At 47.9% G+C, this 20361-nt stretch carries 23 protein-coding genes, 1 pseudogene and 1 riboswitch; of the genes and pseudogenes, 11 read left to right on the forward strand and 13 right to left on the reverse strand.

What is annotated here, in order from left to right:
• Nucleotides 1–33: 33 nt before the first annotated feature.
• Nucleotides 34–1401, reverse strand: coding sequence for an MATE family efflux transporter (locus G4O42_RS05440; RefSeq protein ID WP_032875187.1), 1368 nt, complete (start codon nt 1399–1401; stop codon nt 34–36).
• A gap of 122 nt (nt 1402–1523) precedes the next feature.
• On the opposite strand from G4O42_RS05440, the gene G4O42_RS05445 reads away from it, so the two are divergent.
• Together G4O42_RS05445 and iolX are read left to right on the forward strand one after the other, a co-directional pair.
• Entirely contained in the window at nt 1524–2387 is an 864-nt protein-coding gene (locus tag G4O42_RS05445) for an AraC family transcriptional regulator (RefSeq protein WP_032874405.1), read from the forward strand.
• A 35-nt stretch (nt 2388–2422) separates the two neighbouring features.
• Nucleotides 2423–2731, forward strand: a pseudogene (gene iolX, locus G4O42_RS05450) (scyllo-inositol 2-dehydrogenase); the annotation flags it as partial.
• A gap of 45 nt (nt 2732–2776) precedes the next feature.
• Here the strand turns inward: iolX and G4O42_RS05455 are convergent.
• Both G4O42_RS05455 and G4O42_RS05460 read right to left on the reverse strand, forming a co-directional pair.
• Nucleotides 2777–3271, reverse strand: a complete 495-nt coding sequence (locus G4O42_RS05455; protein WP_032874410.1) for a DinB family protein — start codon at nt 3269–3271, stop codon at nt 2777–2779.
• Between the two features lie 54 nt (nt 3272–3325).
• Complete coding sequence (locus G4O42_RS05460; RefSeq protein ID WP_032874412.1) at nt 3326–3934, reverse strand: LysE/ArgO family amino acid transporter; 609 nt, start codon at nt 3932–3934, stop codon at nt 3326–3328.
• 125 nt (nt 3935–4059) lie between these two features.
• Here G4O42_RS05460 and pdxR point away from each other — a divergent pair, with 125 nt between their 5' ends.
• Nucleotides 4060–5502 (forward strand): MocR-like pyridoxine biosynthesis transcription factor PdxR, encoded by a 1443-nt coding sequence (gene pdxR / locus G4O42_RS05465; protein WP_032874414.1) that lies wholly within the window; start codon nt 4060–4062, stop codon nt 5500–5502.
• Nucleotides 5503–5509: 7 nt separating this feature from the next.
• Here the strand turns inward: pdxR and G4O42_RS05470 are convergent, their stop codons facing one another.
• From G4O42_RS05470 to G4O42_RS05485, 4 genes are all read right to left on the reverse strand, one after another.
• Entirely contained in the window at nt 5510–6136 is a 627-nt protein-coding gene (locus G4O42_RS05470) for a pentapeptide repeat-containing protein (RefSeq protein ID WP_032874416.1), read from the reverse strand.
• Between the two features lie 197 nt (nt 6137–6333).
• Nucleotides 6334–6774, reverse strand: a complete 441-nt coding sequence (locus tag G4O42_RS05475; RefSeq protein WP_032874418.1) for a GNAT family N-acetyltransferase — start codon at nt 6772–6774, stop codon at nt 6334–6336.
• 82 nt (nt 6775–6856) lie between these two features.
• A complete protein-coding gene (locus G4O42_RS05480; protein ID WP_032874420.1) occupies nt 6857–8698 on the reverse strand; it encodes a bifunctional homocysteine S-methyltransferase/methylenetetrahydrofolate reductase in 1842 nt (613 codons plus the stop codon).
• A gap of 89 nt (nt 8699–8787) precedes the next feature.
• Nucleotides 8788–8909: riboswitch (SAM riboswitch) on the reverse strand.
• A gap of 100 nt (nt 8910–9009) precedes the next feature.
• Nucleotides 9010–9501 (reverse strand): YajQ family cyclic di-GMP-binding protein, encoded by a 492-nt coding sequence (locus tag G4O42_RS05485; RefSeq protein ID WP_003155112.1) that lies wholly within the window; start codon nt 9499–9501, stop codon nt 9010–9012.
• A gap of 99 nt (nt 9502–9600) precedes the next feature.
• Between G4O42_RS05485 and G4O42_RS05490 the strand changes: the two genes are divergently transcribed.
• The 4 genes from G4O42_RS05490 (at nt 9601) to cypC (ending at nt 14675) form a co-directional block, all read left to right on the forward strand.
• Nucleotides 9601–10497, forward strand: coding sequence for a CvfB family protein (locus G4O42_RS05490; RefSeq protein ID WP_171006743.1), 897 nt, complete (start codon nt 9601–9603; stop codon nt 10495–10497).
• A gap of 171 nt (nt 10498–10668) precedes the next feature.
• Nucleotides 10669–11646, forward strand: a complete 978-nt coding sequence (locus tag G4O42_RS05495) for a BMP family lipoprotein (protein ID WP_032874424.1) — start codon at nt 10669–10671, stop codon at nt 11644–11646.
• The gene (locus G4O42_RS05500; protein WP_032874426.1) at nt 11643–13292 is read left to right on the forward strand and encodes a methyl-accepting chemotaxis protein; all 1650 of its coding nucleotides are present in this window, start codon (nt 11643–11645) and stop codon (nt 13290–13292) included. The genes G4O42_RS05495 and G4O42_RS05500 overlap by 4 nt, the downstream gene beginning before the upstream one ends.
• 132 nt (nt 13293–13424) lie before the next feature.
• Nucleotides 13425–14675: a CYP152 family fatty-acid peroxygenase CypC gene (cypC, locus tag G4O42_RS05505; protein ID WP_032874428.1), complete on the forward strand. Its 1251-nt coding sequence runs from the start codon at nt 13425–13427 to the stop codon at nt 14673–14675.
• A 48-nt stretch (nt 14676–14723) separates the two neighbouring features.
• Here the strand turns inward: cypC and G4O42_RS05510 are convergent, their stop codons facing one another.
• On the reverse strand, nt 14724–14846 hold the full coding sequence (locus G4O42_RS05510) for a hypothetical protein (protein WP_003155105.1): 123 nt from the start codon (nt 14844–14846) through the stop codon (nt 14724–14726).
• A gap of 48 nt (nt 14847–14894) precedes the next feature.
• Nucleotides 14895–15746, reverse strand: a complete 852-nt coding sequence (locus G4O42_RS05515; RefSeq protein WP_029325952.1) for a DegV family protein — start codon at nt 15744–15746, stop codon at nt 14895–14897.
• Between the two features lie 125 nt (nt 15747–15871).
• Between G4O42_RS05515 and G4O42_RS05520 the strand changes: the two genes are divergently transcribed.
• Together G4O42_RS05520 and G4O42_RS05525 are read left to right on the forward strand one after the other, a co-directional pair.
• Entirely contained in the window at nt 15872–16714 is an 843-nt protein-coding gene (locus G4O42_RS05520) for a YitT family protein (protein ID WP_007610547.1), read from the forward strand.
• A gap of 14 nt (nt 16715–16728) precedes the next feature.
• Complete coding sequence (locus G4O42_RS05525; RefSeq protein ID WP_007409142.1) at nt 16729–17190, forward strand: BsuPI-related putative proteinase inhibitor; 462 nt, start codon at nt 16729–16731, stop codon at nt 17188–17190.
• A 36-nt stretch (nt 17191–17226) separates the two neighbouring features.
• Here the strand turns inward: G4O42_RS05525 and G4O42_RS05530 are convergent, their stop codons facing one another.
• The 3 genes from G4O42_RS05530 to G4O42_RS05540 all read right to left on the reverse strand — a co-directional run bounded on the left by G4O42_RS05530 (nt 17227) and on the right by G4O42_RS05540 (nt 18471).
• Nucleotides 17227–17424 carry a DUF3813 domain-containing protein gene (locus G4O42_RS05530; protein ID WP_003155097.1) on the reverse strand — a complete coding sequence of 66 codons (198 nt, stop codon included), beginning with the start codon at nt 17422–17424 and terminating at the stop codon, nt 17227–17229.
• Nucleotides 17424–17573, reverse strand: a complete 150-nt coding sequence (locus G4O42_RS05535; protein ID WP_003155094.1) for a hypothetical protein — start codon at nt 17571–17573, stop codon at nt 17424–17426. The genes G4O42_RS05530 and G4O42_RS05535 overlap by 1 nt, the downstream gene beginning before the upstream one ends.
• A gap of 85 nt (nt 17574–17658) precedes the next feature.
• Nucleotides 17659–18471, reverse strand: a complete 813-nt coding sequence (locus G4O42_RS05540) for a Cof-type HAD-IIB family hydrolase (protein ID WP_007610550.1) — start codon at nt 18469–18471, stop codon at nt 17659–17661.
• Between the two features lie 120 nt (nt 18472–18591).
• Here G4O42_RS05540 and G4O42_RS05545 point away from each other — a divergent pair, with 120 nt between their 5' ends.
• Both G4O42_RS05545 and G4O42_RS05550 read left to right on the forward strand, forming a co-directional pair.
• On the forward strand, nt 18592–19359 hold the full coding sequence (locus G4O42_RS05545; protein WP_032874430.1) for a prolyl oligopeptidase family serine peptidase: 768 nt from the start codon (nt 18592–18594) through the stop codon (nt 19357–19359).
• Nucleotides 19360–19421: 62 nt separating this feature from the next.
• Complete coding sequence (locus G4O42_RS05550; protein WP_032874432.1) at nt 19422–19730, forward strand: metal-sulfur cluster assembly factor; 309 nt, start codon at nt 19422–19424, stop codon at nt 19728–19730.
• A 130-nt stretch (nt 19731–19860) separates the two neighbouring features.
• Here the strand turns inward: G4O42_RS05550 and fosB are convergent, their stop codons facing one another.
• On the reverse strand, nt 19861–20304 hold the full coding sequence (gene fosB / locus G4O42_RS05555) for a metallothiol transferase FosB (protein WP_032874434.1): 444 nt from the start codon (nt 20302–20304) through the stop codon (nt 19861–19863).
• Nucleotides 20305–20361 lie beyond the last annotated feature (57 nt).

Raw genomic sequence — 20361 nt, forward strand, 5'->3', positions numbered from 1 at the left:
AAACGCCCGGCTTCATAACGAAGCTTCGGGCGTTTATGCAATCCCTTTTTGAATCCAAATCCGTGACCGCCATCTTCTGTACATAAGAATGCCTCTGACCCATTCATCCGCGATAAATGAAATCCAGATGCCCATAAGCCCTAATCCGAAATGGATGCCGAACAGATAAGCGAGAGGCAGTCCGATACCCCACATGGAAATCATCGCCATGTAGACGGGGAATTTTGCATCTCCGGCAGCCCGCAGTGAGTTGATGATAATGACATTAAATGAACGGCCGGGCTCAAGAATGATCGTCATGGCGATCAGCATGCTCGCCGTCGCAATAATGTCAGGACTGCTTGTGAAAATTCCGATCAGCTGCTTTGAAAACAAGGTCATGATCACGGATGTCAAAGCGGCAATGCCAAGCGCCCAGTACAGACTTTTCATGCAGCGGTCATAAGCGTCGTCAAACCGTTTGGCGCCGATATATCTGCCGATCAAAATCTGTGTGCCCTGGCTGATCGCCGTTCCGAACAGCAGGATAAACATGGTGATGTTTTGTGTATAAACCTTTGTTGTAAGTGCCTGAGCGCCCATAATGGCGATAAAATAAGTGACAACCATTTGTGAAATGTTGTAAGACAGCTGTTCGCCGGCAGACGGAATCCCGATTTTCAGGAGTTTCCGCAAGTGCTCTTTATGGACGTGAAAAATCTTTTGCCATGTCAGACCGAGTCCGATGCGTTTTTTGACGATCACAATCATCGCGATCAGCCCGATGAACCGCGCAAAGGACGTTGACATCGCAACACCGGCGACGCCTAACACCGGAAGGCCGAGCGGCCCGAAAATGACAAGAAAGTTTCCAGCAATATTTAAAATATTCATCCCGATCGTAACGAACATCGTATCCTTCGTATGACCGTAGCTTTTTAAAATGGCGCTGAACGTCATAATCAAAGCCTGAATGAAGGACAGCCCGCCGACCACCTGCAAAAAGACTTTGGCATCCGGCATCAATTCATTGGAAAGACCCATCACATGAAGCAGCGGAACGGCCGCAAAAAATATGGCGGCGCTGATGGCGAGACTGATGACAAAGTTCGCTCCTATTGATACATAAGCCACTTCCTGCGCCTCTTTTTTCTGTTTAGATCCTAAAAACTGTGAAATCACAATTGTCGTACCCGTTGCGATAAAGCTGAACATCACGATAATTAAATTTAAAATCTGATTACTGACACCCACGGCCGCCACACTGTTGTCAGAGTATTGGCTAAGCATAAGAGTGTCGGCGTTTCCCATAAACATATATAATGAAACCTCAATAAATATCGGCCAAGTCAGCGCGTATAATGAGAGTTTGTGATCAGAGGATTGTTTGAATGCAGCCCGTTTTAAAATCGCTTGTTTCATTTCTTTTAACCCCTTTCCTGAAAAAATCAACGTTTAAAAGTGTACCTCCATTTTCTTATAATAAAAAGGGAGAGAAACGAAACTTCTTGCAAAAATCCGACTTAAAAAGGAGGGCCGAAAATATGTCCTTTCTCGAGTTCACAGTTCCTCCGTTCCCGGTCTTTATCGCTGCGGGAGAAGGAGTGTTCAAAAAAGGCGAAACCCATGTGAGGCGGGTCTTCCCGGTGTTTGATCTGCTGTATGTGAAAGAAGGCGTCCTCTACATTACAGAAGACGAAAACGCCTTTTCCGTTGAAGCCGGAGAATATATTCTGCTTTCTCCCGGCCTTGAACATTACGGGACAAAAGGCAGTGAAGAAACGACATCCTATTCGTGGCTTCATTTTGAAGGAGCGGATTATGAGGTGACGGAAACAACCGGGAACAACTGGTCAGAGTTGAGGCGAAAAAAAGGGAGCTTTGAAGAGCCGTCCCGCTACCGCCTGTCCCTGCCGCAAAAAGGGAAGGTGAGACGTCCGCAGTTTATGGCCGGGCAATTCAGTGTGCTGACAGATGACAGCGCCGAGAATTCCGATCTGCCGCTCAGAAAGCAGATTCTGTTTGAAGAGCTGCTGCTCCATCTTCAGAAGGAAGCGTTCCAAATCCCGTCCGCAAAGGAAAGAGTCGCATGGGAGGCCGCCCGGTACCTGCAGGAGCACTATCAGGAGAAAACAACCATCAAAGCGCTTTCATCGGCTCTTCATTACAACCAAGACTACGTGACCCGCTGCATGCAGCAGGTGCTCGGCGTCACGCCCGGCCAGTATACGAATAAAGTCAGAATGACGGAGGCGAAACGTCTTTTGTCCGCAACCAATGACAAAATGGGGACAATCGCGGATGCCATCGGTATGGAAGACCCGACCTATTTTTCCAAACTGTTTAAACAGATTGAAGGCATTTCGCCGCTTGAATACCGCAAATTCGTAAGCCGGAAAACGGACTGACCTAATACCAGAGAACAAAAAGTAGGAGGCAGTTTATCCGCGCCGAAGTGATCGGGACGGCGGGAAGCATCTTGGTCGGTACGCTGCGGAAAAGCCATGTCACCATTTTAACGGAGTCAGGCAGCAGCTGCGAAATTATTCCGGATTTTCAAGCACGTTTTAAAGACGCTTACCGTCTGGAGCTTGAGCACTTTGCCGAATGTGTGAAAAAAGGGGAAACGCCGATTGTGACAGACATCGATGCCGCGATTAACTTAGAAATCGGGATCGCCGCGACGGAATCTTTTAAAACCGGAAGGCTTGTAAAGCTCACCCCGGGCGCCTCCAGCTATGCCGGATTATGATAGATTCGAAGTAAAAAAGCAAAGGCCCGGGAGGCCTTTGCTTTTTTATGATTCGTATGAGAAAAAAATGTAGTCAGTCGGCACGCCTTTATAGCCCATTTGGTGAAGCATCGCGGTGATATTGCCGCGATGGTATGTGCCGTGATTCACAACATGCCGGATCACATCGGCATATGTCGTCTGAAGCGTTCCCATGCGCGGATGAGAAATAGAGATCGGACCTTCCGGGTTCTCCATTTCTTTTAAAAATTCGCTGTATTCTTTGTCCAGTTCAGTCATTCTATGTTCAATCGCCTCAAAATCTCCGTCAAGCTTTTCAAATTGATCAAACTGCGAGACGATTTGTTCGAAAGTTTCTCCGTAAAGCACGTGAAGCCAAATGTAATCAGCCCGGTATATATGCACAAGCACGGCGTTCACAGTCGGAAAAACACTATCCAGTTTCTGCTGTAAGCTTGCCGCGGGCAGGGTCTTCAGATGCTGAATAACTTGCTCATTTGCCCATCTGTGGTAGTGATACAGCTTTAAAATGTCTGACATTCCAATTCCCCCTCTTCCTTTCGGTACATTCAACATGGTCTGGCCGAATTCCTTTTATCGAAACAAAAGGGCCGCAAAATAAAAAGCAGCACCCCACATCACCAATGCCGAGCATTTATTCAGGATGCCGAGGAGCCGGCCTCCTGTATCCGCCGTTTGAACGAGCCGTCCCGCGAATGCCAGTCCGGCGAACCATACCCAGGAAACCGCGATACAAGCACCGGCAAACAGCCATTTATCAATTCCCGGATAGGCGGCGGAGCTTGTGCCGATGACACTGACGGTATCCAAAATCGCATGCGGGTTTAAAAAGGATACCATGGCGGCCGTGACCGCCTGTTTTTTTGCCGAGAAAACCGTTTTTTTCACCTGTTCGGCCTGCGGTTTGCTTCTCCAAGTCTGCCAGCCTAAAAAACTGAGAAACAAAAAGCCGCCTATAAGCATGACGGTCTGAAAAACGGGAATCTCTGCAATAATCATGGACACGCCTGCGACGGCCGCGCTGATGAGAATCGTATCGCATACCGCGGCGGCAATCACTGCGGGAAACGCCTGCCACACATGTTTTTGCCAGGCTCCCTGCTGAAAAATAAACACGTTTTGCGCGCCCAATGGCAAAATAAGGCCGAAAGCGAGCATCACTCCGTGAAGAATGGCATTCATTTCGTAAAACCCTCCAATCGTCAACTAAATCTCATTGTAGCCGCACTGTGTGCTGATGTCTCCGGCCATTTGGCTGGTACTTGAACCAGCCAAATGTATAATAAATAAAGAAGGAGGGATGACGTATGAACCGCTGGCGTCCGGATCGGGAGTCGCACATACCGCTTTATCTCCAGATCGAACAGCATATAAAAGAAAAAATACTTCATGGCGAATGGACCATCGGCACGAAAATTCCCTCACGAAGAAAGCTCGCCGAGGAGCTTCAGGTCAACCGAAGCACAGTGACGGCAGCAGTTGATGAGTTAATCGCCCAAGGTCTTCTGGAAGGAAAAAGAGGGGGAGGCACAAAGGTCGTCAACAATACGTGGAGCATCATGGCAGCGGCTAAGCCCCTTGATTGGAGCACGTACGTTACATCGGGGAGTCATCAGCCGAATTCATCCTTGATTCAGGCCATTAATCAAAACGAGCCGTGTCTGGATCTGATCAGGCTGGGGACGGGTGAGCTGAGTCAAGAGCTGCTGCCTGAGCAGGAGATGGCCGAACTGTTCCGTGAAGCGGGAACTAATATTTTTGCGCTCGGCTATGAAGAACCGAAGGGCAGCCCGCAGCTTCGGCAAAGCGTCGCGAAACATTTGAAAACAAAGGGGGTTCACGCGTCCCCGGCATCCATCGTAATCGTCTCAGGCGCGCTGCAGGCGCTTCAGCTTATTTCAATCGGGCTGCTAAAACCAAACTCCGTCATGCTGACTGAAAACCCGTCGTATCTCCATTCCCTGCGTGTGTTTCAATCAGCGGGCGTCAGGCTTAAGGGAGTGCCGATGGATGGGAGCGGAATCAAAACGGATCATCTTCCCGCTTACCGTCGGCAATACGAAGCAGGGCTCCTGTACACCATTCCGTCATTCCATAATCCGACCGGAACGGTAATGTCACTTAAGCGGCGGCAGGAACTCATCGCGCTCGCAAGAAATCACCGTCTGCCTGTCATTGAAGATGACGCATACGGTGATTTATGGATCGATAAAGAACCGCCGCCTCCGTTAAAATCGATGGACGGTGAGGGGAATGTACTGTATATCGGCACGCTGTCAAAAACCGTAAGCCCGGGTCTGCGCATCGGATGGGTCGTCGCCCCTGAGCCGGTTGCAGACAGGCTCGCCGATATTAAAATGCAGACGGATTACGGCTCCAGTGGTTTATCTCAATGGGCGGCATGTCAATGGCTGTCAAGCGGCCGCTATGAAGCGCGCCTTTTGCGTCTCAGAAAGGAACTCAAAATCAGGAGAGATGCGGCATTGCGTTTTCTTGAAAGATACGCGGGAGATATTGCGGAGTGGCATGTGCCGGAGGGGGGCTTTTATATTTGGGTCACCTTCCATAAAGCATTCGCCGTTCAGACGCTTTTCACCCGTGCTTTGGAGGCCGGTGTGCTGATCAATCCGGGAGCTCTCTATCTTCCCGAAGACCGGCAAAGCCTGCGTCTTTCCTATTCGTACGCATCCTTGCCGGACTTGGAAAAAGGCATTCAAACGATAGCGGACATCGCCCGCCGTTTCATTTAATAAAAGATCACGTCACAATGGCTCCGAGCGCTTCTGCGAATGTCACGGCATGAGACGGAGAGATGCGGCATCCTTTCAGCTTCTCAAGTGAGACGTGCAGGTGATCAAATGTGCACGTGCTGATATCTATATTAAAAAGAGACGTGCCGATAAAATTTGAGCCGTTCAAATCACAGGCGTCAAGATCTGTGTATTCAAGAACGGCATCATTCCACTCACTTTCTGAAAGGCCGCACGAGTCAAACCGGACATGCTTCATATTGGAATAGCTGAAGGAGCTGTAAGGTGCGAGGCAGTCTTCAAACCGTACATGACGCATGGCGGAATCCGCCAGATTCAAGCCGAGAAGTTTTGAATGCTGAAACGCCGTTCTATGGATGATGCTTCCGCTGAAATCAGCGTTTGAGACATCACATTTGTCAAACAGGACATCCGTACATTCCATATGTCTGAAAGAGACATCCGTAAAAACGGTGTTTCTGAAAATGACTTTTTCGGCGCGCAGGCCGTCCAGTTTGCCGCTTATCACGGCGTTTTCTATGACGACTTCTTTGATGAGGTCGTCCTGAAGCGCTTCTGTGAAAGAAAGCACCGGCAATTCTTTCGGGATTTTCGGTTTTTGGATCGTATTCATCTCATACTTCCTTTTCTGAATTAATAGCTGAAAACGGCAATTGACAGATATTGTTTTCTGCCTGCCATCCTTGCTGTTGTGTAATGTACAAAGGGTATTAAAAAAGCGGGAGGGCGTCAATAGTGTCGCATATAAAAGCGGACGTGACCTTCAAGGTAATGCCCTTAGAGACATGTCCCCAAAGGCTTTAGTCTGTTTCAGGCGAGTTTTTTATACATGATCACATGAGGGCCGATGCCGGGGATGTCAAAGGGGCCGCCCGTGCTTTTCCAGCCGAGCTTTTCGTAATATCCCTTTACGTGACATCTGGCGTTGCACCAGACAAGCGCCGCCCCCATATCTGCCAGTTTCCGTTCTGCATAGGCGATTAACGTGCTTCCCGCTTTTTGCGTCCGGTATTCCTCAAGCGTCGCCATGCCGCGCAGCTGGTAGGCGGGCGCTGCCTGTAAAGCCTGCTGGTTCTGCGGGTAGAAAGAAGCGATGCTGATCAATGTCCCGTCGTAAAAACCTCCGAGATGAAAGGCTCCTTTGACGCTGTCCTGATCATATTTACAATCCTCAATCGTCTGATGGGGGCGCAGCACACTGTGTCTGATCGCGTATGTGTCTTCTGCGGTGATGGGTTTTACTTCAACCATGAAAAAATCCTCCTTTGCTTGATTCTTTTTCTGTATCGTACCATGAAAAAGCCGCCTGTCATATCAGGCGGCCTCTTCCGCGTCAATGCAAATATACATCAGCCCGCTTTTCATCCTTTTGCTTAATATAAGCTGCAAGCTCTGACGTCAAATCAGAACGGAGAAACGGGGTGATTAAATAAATTCCGTTAAACAGTTCGCACGCCGTGTCGAGAAGCGATTTGGCGATGGCGAGGCCTTCGGCTTTCTGCTTTCGCTTGTCTTCGCCGGCGAGCGCCATTTTTTCGCGGATGCTGTCTGACAGCTTAATGCCCGGGATTTCATGATGAATGAACTCTGCGTTGCGGCTGCTCGTTAACGGCATGATTCCGATATACACCGGTGTTTTGAGATGCTTCGTTTCATGATGAATGTCAATGAGCTGCTGCTCCGAGTAGACAGGCTGGGACACGAAGTAGTCAGCTCCGCACTCGATTTTTTTCTCCAGCCGTTTTACTGCTTTATCAAGATGGCGGACATTCGGATTAAATGCTCCGGCTACGGAAAAGTTCGTTTTCTTGCCGAGCGGTTTCCCAGATAAAGAAATACCCTCGTTGAATTGTTTAATCAGCCTGATCAAGTCAAAGGACGTTAAATCATAGACGGAAGTAGCCCCCGGAAAGTCGCCGATTTTTGAAGGATCGCCCGTGATGGCTAAAATGTCGGTGAGCCCGAGCGTATCCAGCCCCATTAAATGTGACTGAAGGCCGATGATGTTGCGGTCTCTGCATGTAATGTGAACGAGAGAACGGATATCAAGGCGCTCTTTCAGCAATGAACCGCAGGCGGCATTGCTGATCCGCGGTGTCGCCAATGAATTGTCGGCGAGAGTCAGCGCTTCTATGCCGGTTTCTTTTAATTCAGCCGCTGCTTGCAGAAATTTTTCAAAATTCAATTTTTTCGGCGGATCGAGCTCCACGATAATTGACCGTTTTTTAGCGGCGATTTCGTTTAAACCCGGCTCGGTCCGTTCGCTGCTGACTGAGATGATTTCTTCTTCCCGTCTGATTTTCACTTCTTTATCAGTGACGGGGGAAAGTCCGCGGACCGCTTCAGCCATGGCTCTGATATGGTTGGGTGTCGTACCGCAGCAGCCGCCGATAATGCGCGCGCCCTGAGTGCGGAACTGTACGGCGCTCTCCCGGAAATAGGCATCGTCCGTATCATAAACAAGCCGGCCTTCTTCTAAAGACGGAAGGCTGCTGTTCGGATAGACCGATAAATAAGCGTCACGGAAAATCGGCACTTCGGTGAGCGCTTCAATCATGTGGTACGGGCCGAGCCGGCAATTGATTCCCGTTATGTCAGCGCCGAGATCGGCAATGGACCTGAGGGCTTCCCGAAGCGGCGTTCCGTCCTGCAGCACGCCCTGTTCGTGCATGGATACGTTCAGCATAATCGGAAGTTCCGTTTCTTTTCTCGCTATCTTCAGCACTTCGCGGGCCTCTTCTAAATCATAGTATGTTTCCAGAAGCAGGCCGTCCGGCTCTTCATGCAGCAATAAATAAAGCTGCTCCCGAAAGCTGCGTTTAATCTCCTCCAGGCTGTAGGCGTTTTTGTTAAAGGTGCGGATGCCGCCCATCGTTCCCAATACATAAGCGCCGTCTGAGGAAGCGCGCGCGATTCTGACCGCCTCCTGATTGATTTTTTTCGTTTCATCCTCAAGTCCGTATCTTGAGAGCTTAATAAAATTCGCGCCGTACGTATTTGTCTGGATGATGTCTGCCCCGGCTTCCACGTAAGCCTTATGTATCCGCTTGATTTCTTCGGGCTTTGATACGTTCAGTTCCTCAAAACATCTGTCAATGCCGTAGGAATAGAGGAGAGTGCCCATCGCGCCGTCACCGATTAAAATCCGTTCTTTTAAGTCTTGTAATAGTCCCATTGTTTGCCTCCTTCGTCACATTCAGCAAGGAAAAAAGAGAAATAAAAAAAGTCTTCTTAAGAAGAAGACTTTGTAATCATTTGTCTCTCTTCTTATCTTCCAAGCTGTTTTTAGCTTGCTGGATTTAGCACCTTGGTCATGGTTTGGGTAAACCACTACACCGGTTGCTGAAGCGTCGTCGGGCCAGTCCCTCGGCTTCTCTTGATAAGAACGTTCATGTAATTGTCATGGGTTTCCAAAACTTAACTGTGAAAATCCCTTTCTCCAAATTTACCGAAAATAGAGACAATAATCAATAGGAATCACATAATTTATCTAAAATTAATAAATTGAACGTCAATCGGCAGGTCTGCTCCGCGGACGGCTGCGATAATCTGCTGCAGATCATCTTTATTTTTTCCGGTGACGCGCACTTGGTCGTCCTGAATCTGCGACTTGACCTTCAAGCCGGAGTTTTTGATCACCGCGTTGATTTTTTTGGCGCTGTCTTTATCAATGCCCTGTACAAGCTTCGCGCGCTGGCGCACCGTGCCCCCTGAGGCATTTTCGATTTTGCCGTATTCAATGTTTTTCGTCGGCACGTCCCGTTTGATCAGCTTGCCGCTCAGCACATCTTTGAGCTGATTCAGTTTAAACTCGTCATCAGAAATCAGGACAAGTTCTTCCTTTTCTAAAGTTACATCGCTTTTCGATCCTTTAAAGTCATAGCGCGTGCCGATTTCTTTCAGCGTCATCTGAATCGCATTCTGCACTTCGGGAAATTCAACTTTCGATACAATATCAAAAGAACTTTCTTTTGCCATGAGAAAACCTCCTATAACATTTCACTTATGAGTTGATTATAGTAGAATAAAGAGAAATGTCCAACAGCATAAGGCATGAATTTATGCATATTGGAAAAAATGAGAAAAACATCAGCCTCATACGGGCGAATCAGGAAGGACGATAACATGAGACCAGGGCAGCAGCTCACGCTTAGTATAGATCACCAAACCGATTTCGGTTATTTTTTAACCGACGGCGAGGATACGGTTCTTTTACATAACAGTGAAATCACAGAGGATATCGAAGACAAAGATGAAGTGGACGTATTTATTTACGTCGATCATCAGGAAAGACTCGCGGCGACGATGAAAAAGCCGCTCATCAGCTTTTATGACTACGGATGGGTGGAAGTGACGGACGCTGTGGAAGATATGGGCGTATTCGTCGACGTCGGTCTGTCAAAAGACGCGCTCGTCGCAACGGAGCACCTGCCTCCGTACAAATCCGTCTGGCCGCAAAAAGGAGACAGACTGTATTGCATGCTGAAGGTGACAAGCCGCGGGCGCATGTTTGCCAAGCCGGCGCCTGAAGATATCATCAGTGAATTATTTACGGATGCAGGGGAAGACGTCATGAATAAAGACCTGACGGGTACGGTGTACAGACTGATCGCATCAGGCTCTTTTCTGATTACCGATGAAGGCATCCGCGCGTTTATTCACCCTTCAGAAAGAAAAGAAGAGCCGAGACTCGGCAGCCGCGTGACAGGGCGTGTCATCGAGGTGAAGGAAGACGGCTCGGTCAACATGTCTCTGCTGCCGAGAAAGCAGGATGCGCTTTCGGTTGACGCGGAAGAAATTCTGACCTATCTGAGATCAAGAAACGGCGCGATGCCATACGGAGACAAAAGCCATCCTGACGATATCCGCGAACGGTTTCATTTAAGCAAAGCCGCCTTTAAGCGGGCGCTCGGGCACCTGATGAAAAACGGCAAAGTGTATCAGGAAGACGGCTGGACATACGAAAAACAATAAATTTTCTGCAAAAACATCGGTGAACCAAAACCGATGTTTTTTATTTTCTCAAAAGCTCCTATGGCCCTCATTTGTTTATCACCCTGCCGAACATACATATTTTATTGAAATAAAATATTCTGACATCCGAACCGATATATAACTATAGAAAAAAACAAAAGGAGAGTTTCAATGAGAAAAATGGCGATATTTGCGGCTGTACTGCTGATTGCGCTCAGCACGGCGGGATGTGCCGGCAAATCTGAGGAACCGGCGGCCGACAAAACGAAAACAATCGGCATCATGCTGACAGACAACGGTCTCGGCGACCAATCATTTAATGATTCAGGCTTTCAAGGTTTGATGAAAGCGAGAGACGAGCTCGGCATCACATTTGACTATCGGGAAATAAAAGATACCGGTACATACGAAAAAGGACTGACCCAGCTTGTCCGGGAAGGCAATGATCTTGTTGTGGGGCTCGGTTACAGCATGCAGGCGGATTTAGAAAAGGTCGCCAAAAAATATCCGAAGCAGCGGTTTGTGCTGATTGATTCCGTATCAGACCTGGATAATGTCACCTCCGTCACGTTTAAAGAGGATGAAGGAAGCTACTTAGCCGGAGCGCTGGCGGCCATGACGAGCAAAACCGGCACGATCGGATTTATCGGCGGTTCAGATGCCGACGTCATTAAACGGTTTAAGAAAGGCTATCTGAAAGGGGCGAAATCAGTCAAACCGAATATCCGCGTGCTGTCGGACATCAGCGGTACGTTTGATGATGATAAGCTCGGGAAGCGCATCGCCCAAAACATGATCCGAAAAAAAGCCGATGTCCTGTTTACGGCGGCCGGCTTCACGGGTGTCGGCGCTCTGAAAGAAGCGGAGGCGCAAAAAGTATATGCCATCGGTGTTGACAGCGATCAATATTACACCGCCGAGCACGCCGTTATCTCTTCTTTAGTGAAAAACGTCGACCAAGTCATCTATGAATTGGCGAAAGATTTAAAAGACAACAAGGAGATCAAAAGCGGAGAGATCGTTTACGGACTGAAGGAAAACGGCATGGACTTAGCTAAGATCAGAGTTGTCAAAAACGCAGGCGGGCTGACGAAAAAGATCACGGATATGAAAAACAGCCTGATTGAAAAAGGAGGCGATCTGAAGTGACATTACGGACAAGGCTGCTCGTTAACGCAGCCGTTACGATGATTTGCTTCGCCGCCGTCATCGGCTTTACCATTGTAAACATGATGAAGATTCAGGCTTCAAATGAAGATGAAGTGGACGCGCTGTTAAACGTCCAGGAAGCAAAAGCTGACCTTAATACGTTAAAAGAAAGCATCACCGGCTATTCCTATACGCTCGCAGACGCCCAGAAAGAAGATGTACGAAGCTATATGAAAAGCAGCTCATACAAACTGGCGGCCCTCAAAAAAACGATGACGGACGATGCGGACAAAGCCGCTTATGACAAACTCGCCAAAAAATACGAAACATGGCAGGCGGAGGCGGACGCTGCTCTTGATTCGAAAAGCCCGGCTGAAGCGACAAGGACGGCGGCCCGCATCAACGGTCTTCTGAATGATATTTATATGCTGAATCTGAAAAGCCGGGATCACTATGAAGACATGCAGAAGCAGACGGCTGACCAGATTCAGTTTATCGTTTACAGCGCAGCCGTGCTGACCATCGTGATACTTACTGTTACCGTCATATCTTCCATCAGGCTGACGAAGAGAATCGCAGGGCCGATCCGCCGTATGGCTGAAAATGCCCGTCGTATTGCAGGAGGGAACCTTGCTGTTGAAATGCTTGATTATAAAGGGAAGGACGAACTGAAAGAGCTGAATGACTCATTCGGAATGATGGCTGAACAGCTTCGCACCTTAATTCAGGCGATCGGAGAGGTCGGCCGTGAAGTCGAGACTTTCGCGGAAGGTTTGACGAAGGAAAACCAGACGCTGAAGGACATGACCGAGCAGGTGTCCGTGTCGACGGAAGAAATGGCGCAAGGCTCCCAAACCATTTCAGAAGATCTGCAGCATGCGGTGCAATTCATTGAACAAATGGATGAACATTCAAAGGCGAACGCCGAACGTTCAAAACAAACGACGAGAAGCAGCGAAGAGACGATTGCGGCGGTGGCTGCGGGGCGCGGTGCTTTAGCCGAGACCAAGCAAGCCATTGATAAAAGCAATGAGACATCAAAAGAGATTTCCGAAGCCGCCGGTCTCTTCATAGAGCATGCGGCAGGAATCAGTATGATGGCGCAGACCGTTTCTGACATTGCGGGCCAGACCAATCTGCTGTCATTAAACGCCGCAATCGAGGCGGCCAGAGCAGGCGAGGCCGGAAAAGGATTTGCCGTCGTTGCCGAGGAGATACGGAAGCTCGCAGACGGATCAGCCAAAGCGACCGCGCAGATTTTCGATATGGTAAAGCAAATTGAAGACGGCATCACATCTATTACCGGAGCTGTCACGACCGGCGTCGCTTTAGCGGACAGACAGCAGGAACTGATGGAGAAAACGTCAGAATCATTCGCCCATATTGAACAAAAAGCCGCCCATATTAAAGCGGAGCTTACACAATTGGACGGACGGATCATCGAATCGAAACAGCTTGGTGAGCAAGTGCTGCATCATGCCGAAAGCATCAGCGCCGTCGTTCAGGAAACGGCTGCGGGAAGCGAAGAGATTTCTGCCTCCGCGCTTGAGCAGCTGTCTTCTTTTCATAAAATGGCGGAAAGCGTCAATAATCTGGTGAGCCTGACAGAGCGGTTAAACGATCAGGTCCGCCGGTTTACTTTGTAACGGGTTTTTGCCCCGCCCCTGATTTTTGCAGCCTGACATGAGTAACTTCTGAATGAAACACAAATACTGAATATACATGTGTTTATATTTATTCTTTTTCGTGAAAGGTGAAAAAAGAAGGGAGGAATCGGGATGGATGAACAAATTCCGCAGGAAAAGGGTCTTGATAATAGTCTGGCTTTATTACGCGATGGTTATGTATTTGTGAAAAACCGAGCGGAGAATTATCGCTCAGATGTGTTTCGCGCCCGTTTATTAGGGAAGACATTCATTTGTATGAGCGGAGCGGAAGCCGCAAAGCTTTTTTATGACACAGAACGATTTCAGCGGCAGCAGGCCCTCCCCAAACGGGTGCAGAAAACGTTATTCGGAACAGGGGCAATCCAGGCAATGGACGGTGAACGGCATAAGCACAGGAAGCTTCTATTTATGTCACTGATGACGCCGCCCCGGCAAAAACGGCTTGCGGAAGCGGTGGAAAAACAGTGGAAAGCATCTGCGGAAATGTGGAAGGGTTCAAACCGAATTGTCCTTTTTGATGAAGCGAAGAAAGTGCTGTGCCGGGCTGCCTGTGAGTGGGCCGGCGTCCCGCTGAAAGACTCAGAAGTGAAAGAGCGGGCGGAGGATTTCACCGATATGGTAGACGCATTCGGCGCTGTCGGACCGCGTCATTGGAAAGGCAGAAGGGCGAGGCTGAAAACGGAGAAATGGATAGAGGAGGTCATTGAGGATGTGCGGTCCGGCAAGCTGCAAACGCCGGAGGGCTCAGCCTTGTATGAAATGGCTTTTCATACAGAACTTGACGGGAACAGACTTAATTCTCATATGGCTGCTGTTGAGCTTATTAATGTTCTGCGCCCGATTGCCGCCATTTCTTACTTTATTACGTTTTCAGCTCTTGCATTGCATGATTACCCTGAATATCGGGGCAAACTGAGATCGAGAGATGATCAGGAGGCCGAAAGATTTGCACATGAAGTTCGGCGGTATTACCCGTTTGCCCCGTTTTTAGGAGCCGTTGTGAAAAAAGATTTCGTATGGAAGAACTGTGAGTTTAAAAAGGGTGCCTCCGTCATGCTTGACCTATATGGGACAAACCATGATTCCCGGCTTTGGGAGAATCCGAATGAATTTCGCCCGGAACGTTTTCAGGGGCGGGAGGAAAATAAATTTGATTTCATTCCCCAGGGCGGAGGTGATCCGGCTAACGGCCACCGCTGTCCGGGTGAGGGAATGACCGTGGAAGTCATGAAAACTTCCCTTGCGTTTCTTGCCAATGAAATAGAGTACGATGTTCCGTCCCAAGATTTGAGCTTCAGCCTGTCCAGAATGCCGGCATTGCCTGAAAGCGGATTCGTGATAAGTGATGTTAGACGCATATAGAACAAAAAACAGCCCTCTTTCTTCTAAGACAAGAGGGCTGTTTTGCTTTTACAGATGGTCCGGTTTTTTGGAATTCTGGTTTTTTCCCGCCTGCCGGTTTTTTTCGGCAAGCCGATTCTTTTTCTGATTTACGGCGTTATTGTCCAACGGTTTTTTGTCATCATCTTTCATGCGGCAAAGCCTCCCTTCTGTCCGTTAGGATGCCCGCCCGCATTGAAATTATGGCTTCAGGAAAAAAATCGCGAGCGTACCCGGCCCGGAGTGCGCGCCGATCGCAGAGCCGATTGAATGAAGAATGATCTCTTTCGGATGGAACGCTTCTTCAATCATTTCCTTCATCCGAAGCGCCGTCTCCTCGTTATCTGCGTAGCTGATCCCCACGGTTTGATCCGCCCAATCGCCGCCTTCTTCCTTCATCATTTCTATAATCCGTTTAAACAGTTTCTTTTGTCCGCGCAATTTTTCGAGCGGCACGAGTCTGCCGTCATCCACATGCAGAATCGGTTTGATGTTCAAAAGCCCCCCGACAAAAGCGGACGTTTTTGAAATTCTGCCGCCCCGCGCGAGATAAGCGACATCATCGACCGTAAATATATGTTTCATCCGTGCGCAAAAGCTCTTTACAGACGTTTCGATTTCTTGTATTGTATTCCCGTTAACACAGAGTGTTTGCGCGTGCATCACCGCGAGGCCGCAGCCCAAAGAAGCGCATTTGGAATCTACAATCCGTAAATCAAAATCGGGAAATTCCTCTTTTACTTCATTGGCGATCATTACGGCCGTCTGATAGGTGCCGGAAAGACCTGAGGAAAAGGCGATGTATATCGCCGGTTCTCCCAGTTCCGCGTATTGTAAAAATACTTTTTTTATCGTATCCGGTGATGCCTGGGATGTTTTCGGAACTTTCCCGTCCCGCATCGCTTGAAATATATGATCCGCCTGAATGGTGACCGTGTCCTCATATTCGTTTCCGTCAAGTGTTACGTGCAGCGGAATGAACCCGATCCGGTTTTCTTCAATATAAGATTTCGGCAGGTCAGAGGCGCTGTCAGCAATAAGGTGAACTGTCATCATAATTCCCTTCTTTCCGATTGGTGAGAGTGATGCCAACTATATCATATAAATGTGGCAAAATAGTGTTCAAAACTTTGTTTTAAGGGAAAAGCTAATAATGAAAATGAGCGGAGGAGCAAGCCATGGTACTAGAACAAGCAAAAAAATTAGCAATCGTCGTCATCGGCGCGTTTCTGTATGCGGCGGGACTGAATTTATTCCTGATACCGGCGAATGTATATGCCAGCGGTTTTACCGGTGTCGCCCAGCTGCTGTCAAGCGTCGTTGATCAATACGCCCCCTTTTATATTTCGACAGGAGTTCTCATGTTCCTCTTAAACATTCCCATCGGTGTGTTAGGGTGGCTGAAAGTCGGCAGATCATTCACCGTATACAGCATATTAAGCGTAGCGATGACGTCCGTCTTTATGGGAATTCTCCCGGAAATGAGACTGTCGCACGATATTCTTCTGAATACCGTATTCGGAGGAGTCATCTCAGCTATCGGCATCGGTTTAACGCTGAAATTCGGCGCTTCGACAGGCGGTCTTGATATCGTGTCGATGGTGCTGGCCAAATGGAAGGATAAGCCGGTCGGCACATATTTCTTCATTTTGAACGGGATTATCATTTTGACGGCAGGATTATTGCAAGGATGGGAGAAAGCATTATATACCCTTGTCGCTCTGTATGTCACAACAAGGGTGATTGACGCCATTCACACCCGCCACATGAAACTGACCGCCATGATCGTTACGAAAAAAGCCGATGAAATCAAAGAAGCGATTTACGGGAAAATGGTCCGCGGCATTACGACGGTGCCGGCAAAAGGCGCTTACACAAACGAACAGAAAGAAATGATGATCATCGTCATCACGCGGTACGAATTGTATGACCTTGAGAAAATCGTGAAAGAAGTCGACCCGAAAGCCTTCACAAACATCGTGCAAACGACGGGGATCTTTGGTTTCTTCAGAAAAGACTGATAGGAGCGGATAGAATGAAGTGGCTGTTTGGCCTGTTATTACCGGTCATTTTATTGATCGGGTGCAGCAGTCAATCCGGGCAGAAGGAGCCCGCTGAGGAGGTATCCGGAGAGATGAATGAACAGCAAGCGGAATTAGCCGTAAACCCTGTGCAGACGGATCAGCAGATCGAATTTCAAATGTCTTTAAAAAACAAGAGCGGCAGCCCGATCGATTTCACATTCAGCTCAGGGCAGAAATTCGAATTGACCGTACATGACCAACATCACAAAGAACTGTACCGCTATTCAAAAGACAAAATGTTTACTCAGGCGTTTCAGACCGTGACCTTAATGCCGAATGAAACGTATGACTTTTCAGATGTGTGGAAAAACGTGCCCGGTCCGGGAACATACACGGTGACGGTGACGTTTTTAGGGAAGTCCGATCAGATCGGAAAAAGACTGAAAACGGTAAAAACATTTGAAGTAAAATAAAAAAGCGGCGCCCTCGTCTAAACGGGGCGCCTTTTTTTATTGCAATTTCTCCAGCTGATCCTGAAATTGGTGCAGCTGCTGACGTTCTGCATCCGTCGAATTGGCGTACGCGGAAGATACGGCATTTTTGGCGCGTGAGACAGCTTTTTCCTGATCGCCGTCTTCGAAACCGTTAGCAATCATGACGGCCTGCTGGACAAATGACTTGGCTTGAGAAAACAGTTCGTTTCTCATTAAAAGTCAACCTGCCTTTCAGCCGAATCTTTTGCTGCATCATGCTGTGCTTCCTCTAATGTAGACCGATATGGAAATCTTGCGTCATGAAGACTGACAGAGTCCTTGCCTTGCTGAATAAACCGTTTTGATTTGTTTCGTTTACCCATTGCAATGTCCCCCTTCCATATTTAGACGAGATGAGTCGTCTGTTTTAGTATGGGCGGAAGGCTTTGTGTTATGAGCGGCAAAACCTCACAGGGAGAAATAGGATTTTAAAAATTCGGCGATTCCGTCCGCTTCATTTGATCCCGTGACGCGGTCGGCGGCCTGTTTGACTTCATCCGTGCCGTTTCCCATCGCTACGCCGCACCCGGCAAATCGGAGCATTTCAAGATCGTTGTCTTCGTCGCCGAACGCGATGATTCGTTCTCTCGGCACTTGATAATAGTCGCTGATTTTCTTCAGGCCGACCGCTTTATTCATCCCGTGTTTAATAATTTCAATCACATGCCAAGGAGCCGCCCATCTTCTGTGGTCAATGACCTCGGCGTGCACATCGGATAAATGCGCGCGTATGTCCGCGACGTCCTCTTCCTTCGCGTGAATCAATACGGACGTCACATCCTCTTGGACCGTTTCGCGCAGATCGCCGAATGTGACATTCGCCGTATTCATATGAAACGCCTCAATTAAATGCTCATCATGATAATGGAAGTACACATCATCAATGATCTCAGCGAGCACATTATGTATTTGATAGGTCTCTGTAAGTTCGGCAAGCTGTCTGACCACATCGACAGATAAAGACGTGTGGTAGCGTCCCCATGACTCGTCTTTCGGGTGGTGGACAAACGCCCCGTTAAAATTGACAATCGGCGTTGTCAGCCCGAGCTCGTCATAATACATCGAACTGGAACGGAACGGGCGGCCGGTTGAGATGCAGACATGATGACCTGCTTCTTTCAGCGTCTGAATCGTCCGTGCCGTTTCAGGGGAAATGGTTTTATCATCTTTTAATAAAGTTCCATCCAGATCTAAGGCGATGAGGTAAGGTTTTGTCTCCATAAATAACTCCTTTTGTCATATAATTTGCTGTTTTTCTCTTATGTACAGTGTAGCTTTTTACCATCTTTATTGTCTACATGTTACACTTATGATTATGGTTATCCTAAGGAGGGAGTCAACGTGATTCTTATTGATCATCAAACCGTATCAGGCATTCCGTTTTTACATATTGTAAAAGAAGAAAATCGGGACCGTCCCGCTCCCCTTGTTTTCTTTATTCACGGTTTTACAAGCGCGAAGGAGCATAATCTTCATTTCGCTTACCTGCTTGCTGAAAAGGGTTTCAGAGCCGTGCTGCCGGAAGCTCTTTACCACGGTGAACGCGCTGAACAGCTGTCAGCAGAAGAGCTCGCCGTCCATTTTTGGGACATTGTATTAAATGAAATCGAGGAGCTTGACGTGCTGAAAAAGGATTTTGAAGCGCGCGGTCTGATTGAAGACGGGCGGATCGGTCTTGCGGGCACGTCAATGGGCGGAATTACGACATTCGGCGCGATGGCCGCATATGATTGGGTCAAAGCCGGTGTCAGCCTGATGGGAAGCCCGAACTATACGGCGTTTTTTCAGCAGCAGATTGACCACATTCAAAAGCAGGACATCGACATTGACGTCACAAAAGAACAGGTCGATGAACTGTTTGCGCGGCTCAAACCGTTTGATCTCAGTCTGGAACCGGAAAAACTCCGCAGCCGCCCGCTGCTGTTCTGGCACGGCGTTCAAGACAAAGTCGTTCCGTATGCACCGACCCGCGGCTTTTATGAAACGATTAAACCTCATTACAGCAGCCGGCCTAACCATCTTCAGTTTCTGAAAGACGAACGGGCTGACCATAAAGTCCCGAGATACGCCGTTTTAGAAACCGTCGCCTGGTTCGATAAGCATTTATAAAGCACAAAGGTGTTAACAAAACCCGCTTTTACGTTATACTGAGGAAAAAGGAGTGATGGAACGTGGAAGAAGCATTAAAAGAAAACATCATGGGCGCCTTGGAGCAGGTTGTTGACCCTGAGCTCGGCGTCGATATCGTCAATCTCGGCCTTGTATACGACGTTGATATGGATGACGACGGCCTGACGCACGTTACGATGACACTGACATCAATGGGGTGCCCGCTTGCTCCGATCATCGTCGACGAGGTGAAAAAAGCGCTCACTGACATTCCGGATGTAAAAGAGACGGAGGTCCACATCGTCTGGAATCCGCCGTGGACAAGAGACAAAATGTCACGCTACGCAAAAATCGCATTAGGGATTCAGTAATAAGAAAATGCACCTCGGATTTTAGGTACATCCTAAAGTTTGGAGGTGCTTTTCTTTTGTCTGCATTTAGAAGGAAAAATCAACGCGGATAAGCGACAGGTAGGGTTTGTTTTGGATCGCAAACAAACCCTTATATATAAAATTTCATTTGAGGTTTATCTTTTTTGTAATAGGACAGTCTGTCTTGGAGTGTACCTGTGTGGAATTCAAATTTATGTCCATCGGGATCAGTAAAATAAATTGACTTTTGATCTTGCTTATCCCTAGGACGCCCATTTAATATATTTACATTTAGATTTTTTAACCTTTGATGTATTGCATCAAAATCTTTTGGGTCAATTGTAAAGGCCATATGCGTATAAGATTTATGTATTTCATTTCTTGGTATATCCACCTCTAAGTTAAGTGCAAGCCAAAGCCCGTTCAGATCAAAATATGCTGTTTTTTGCCCTTTAACCAGGAGTTGTGCATGAAATACTTTTTCATAAAATTCAATAGATTTTTCCAAATGTGAAACAGAAAAAAGAAGATGATTGATTCCTTTTATGTTTATTTTCCCCACCTCATTTAACATCTTTGTTTTAAACAATCCCTTTGGTAATACATCTGCGTATATATCGATTATATACTG

Source organism: Bacillus sp. LUNF1 (assembly GCF_011008975.1).
GTDB lineage: Bacteria > Bacillota > Bacilli > Bacillales > Bacillaceae > Bacillus > Bacillus velezensis.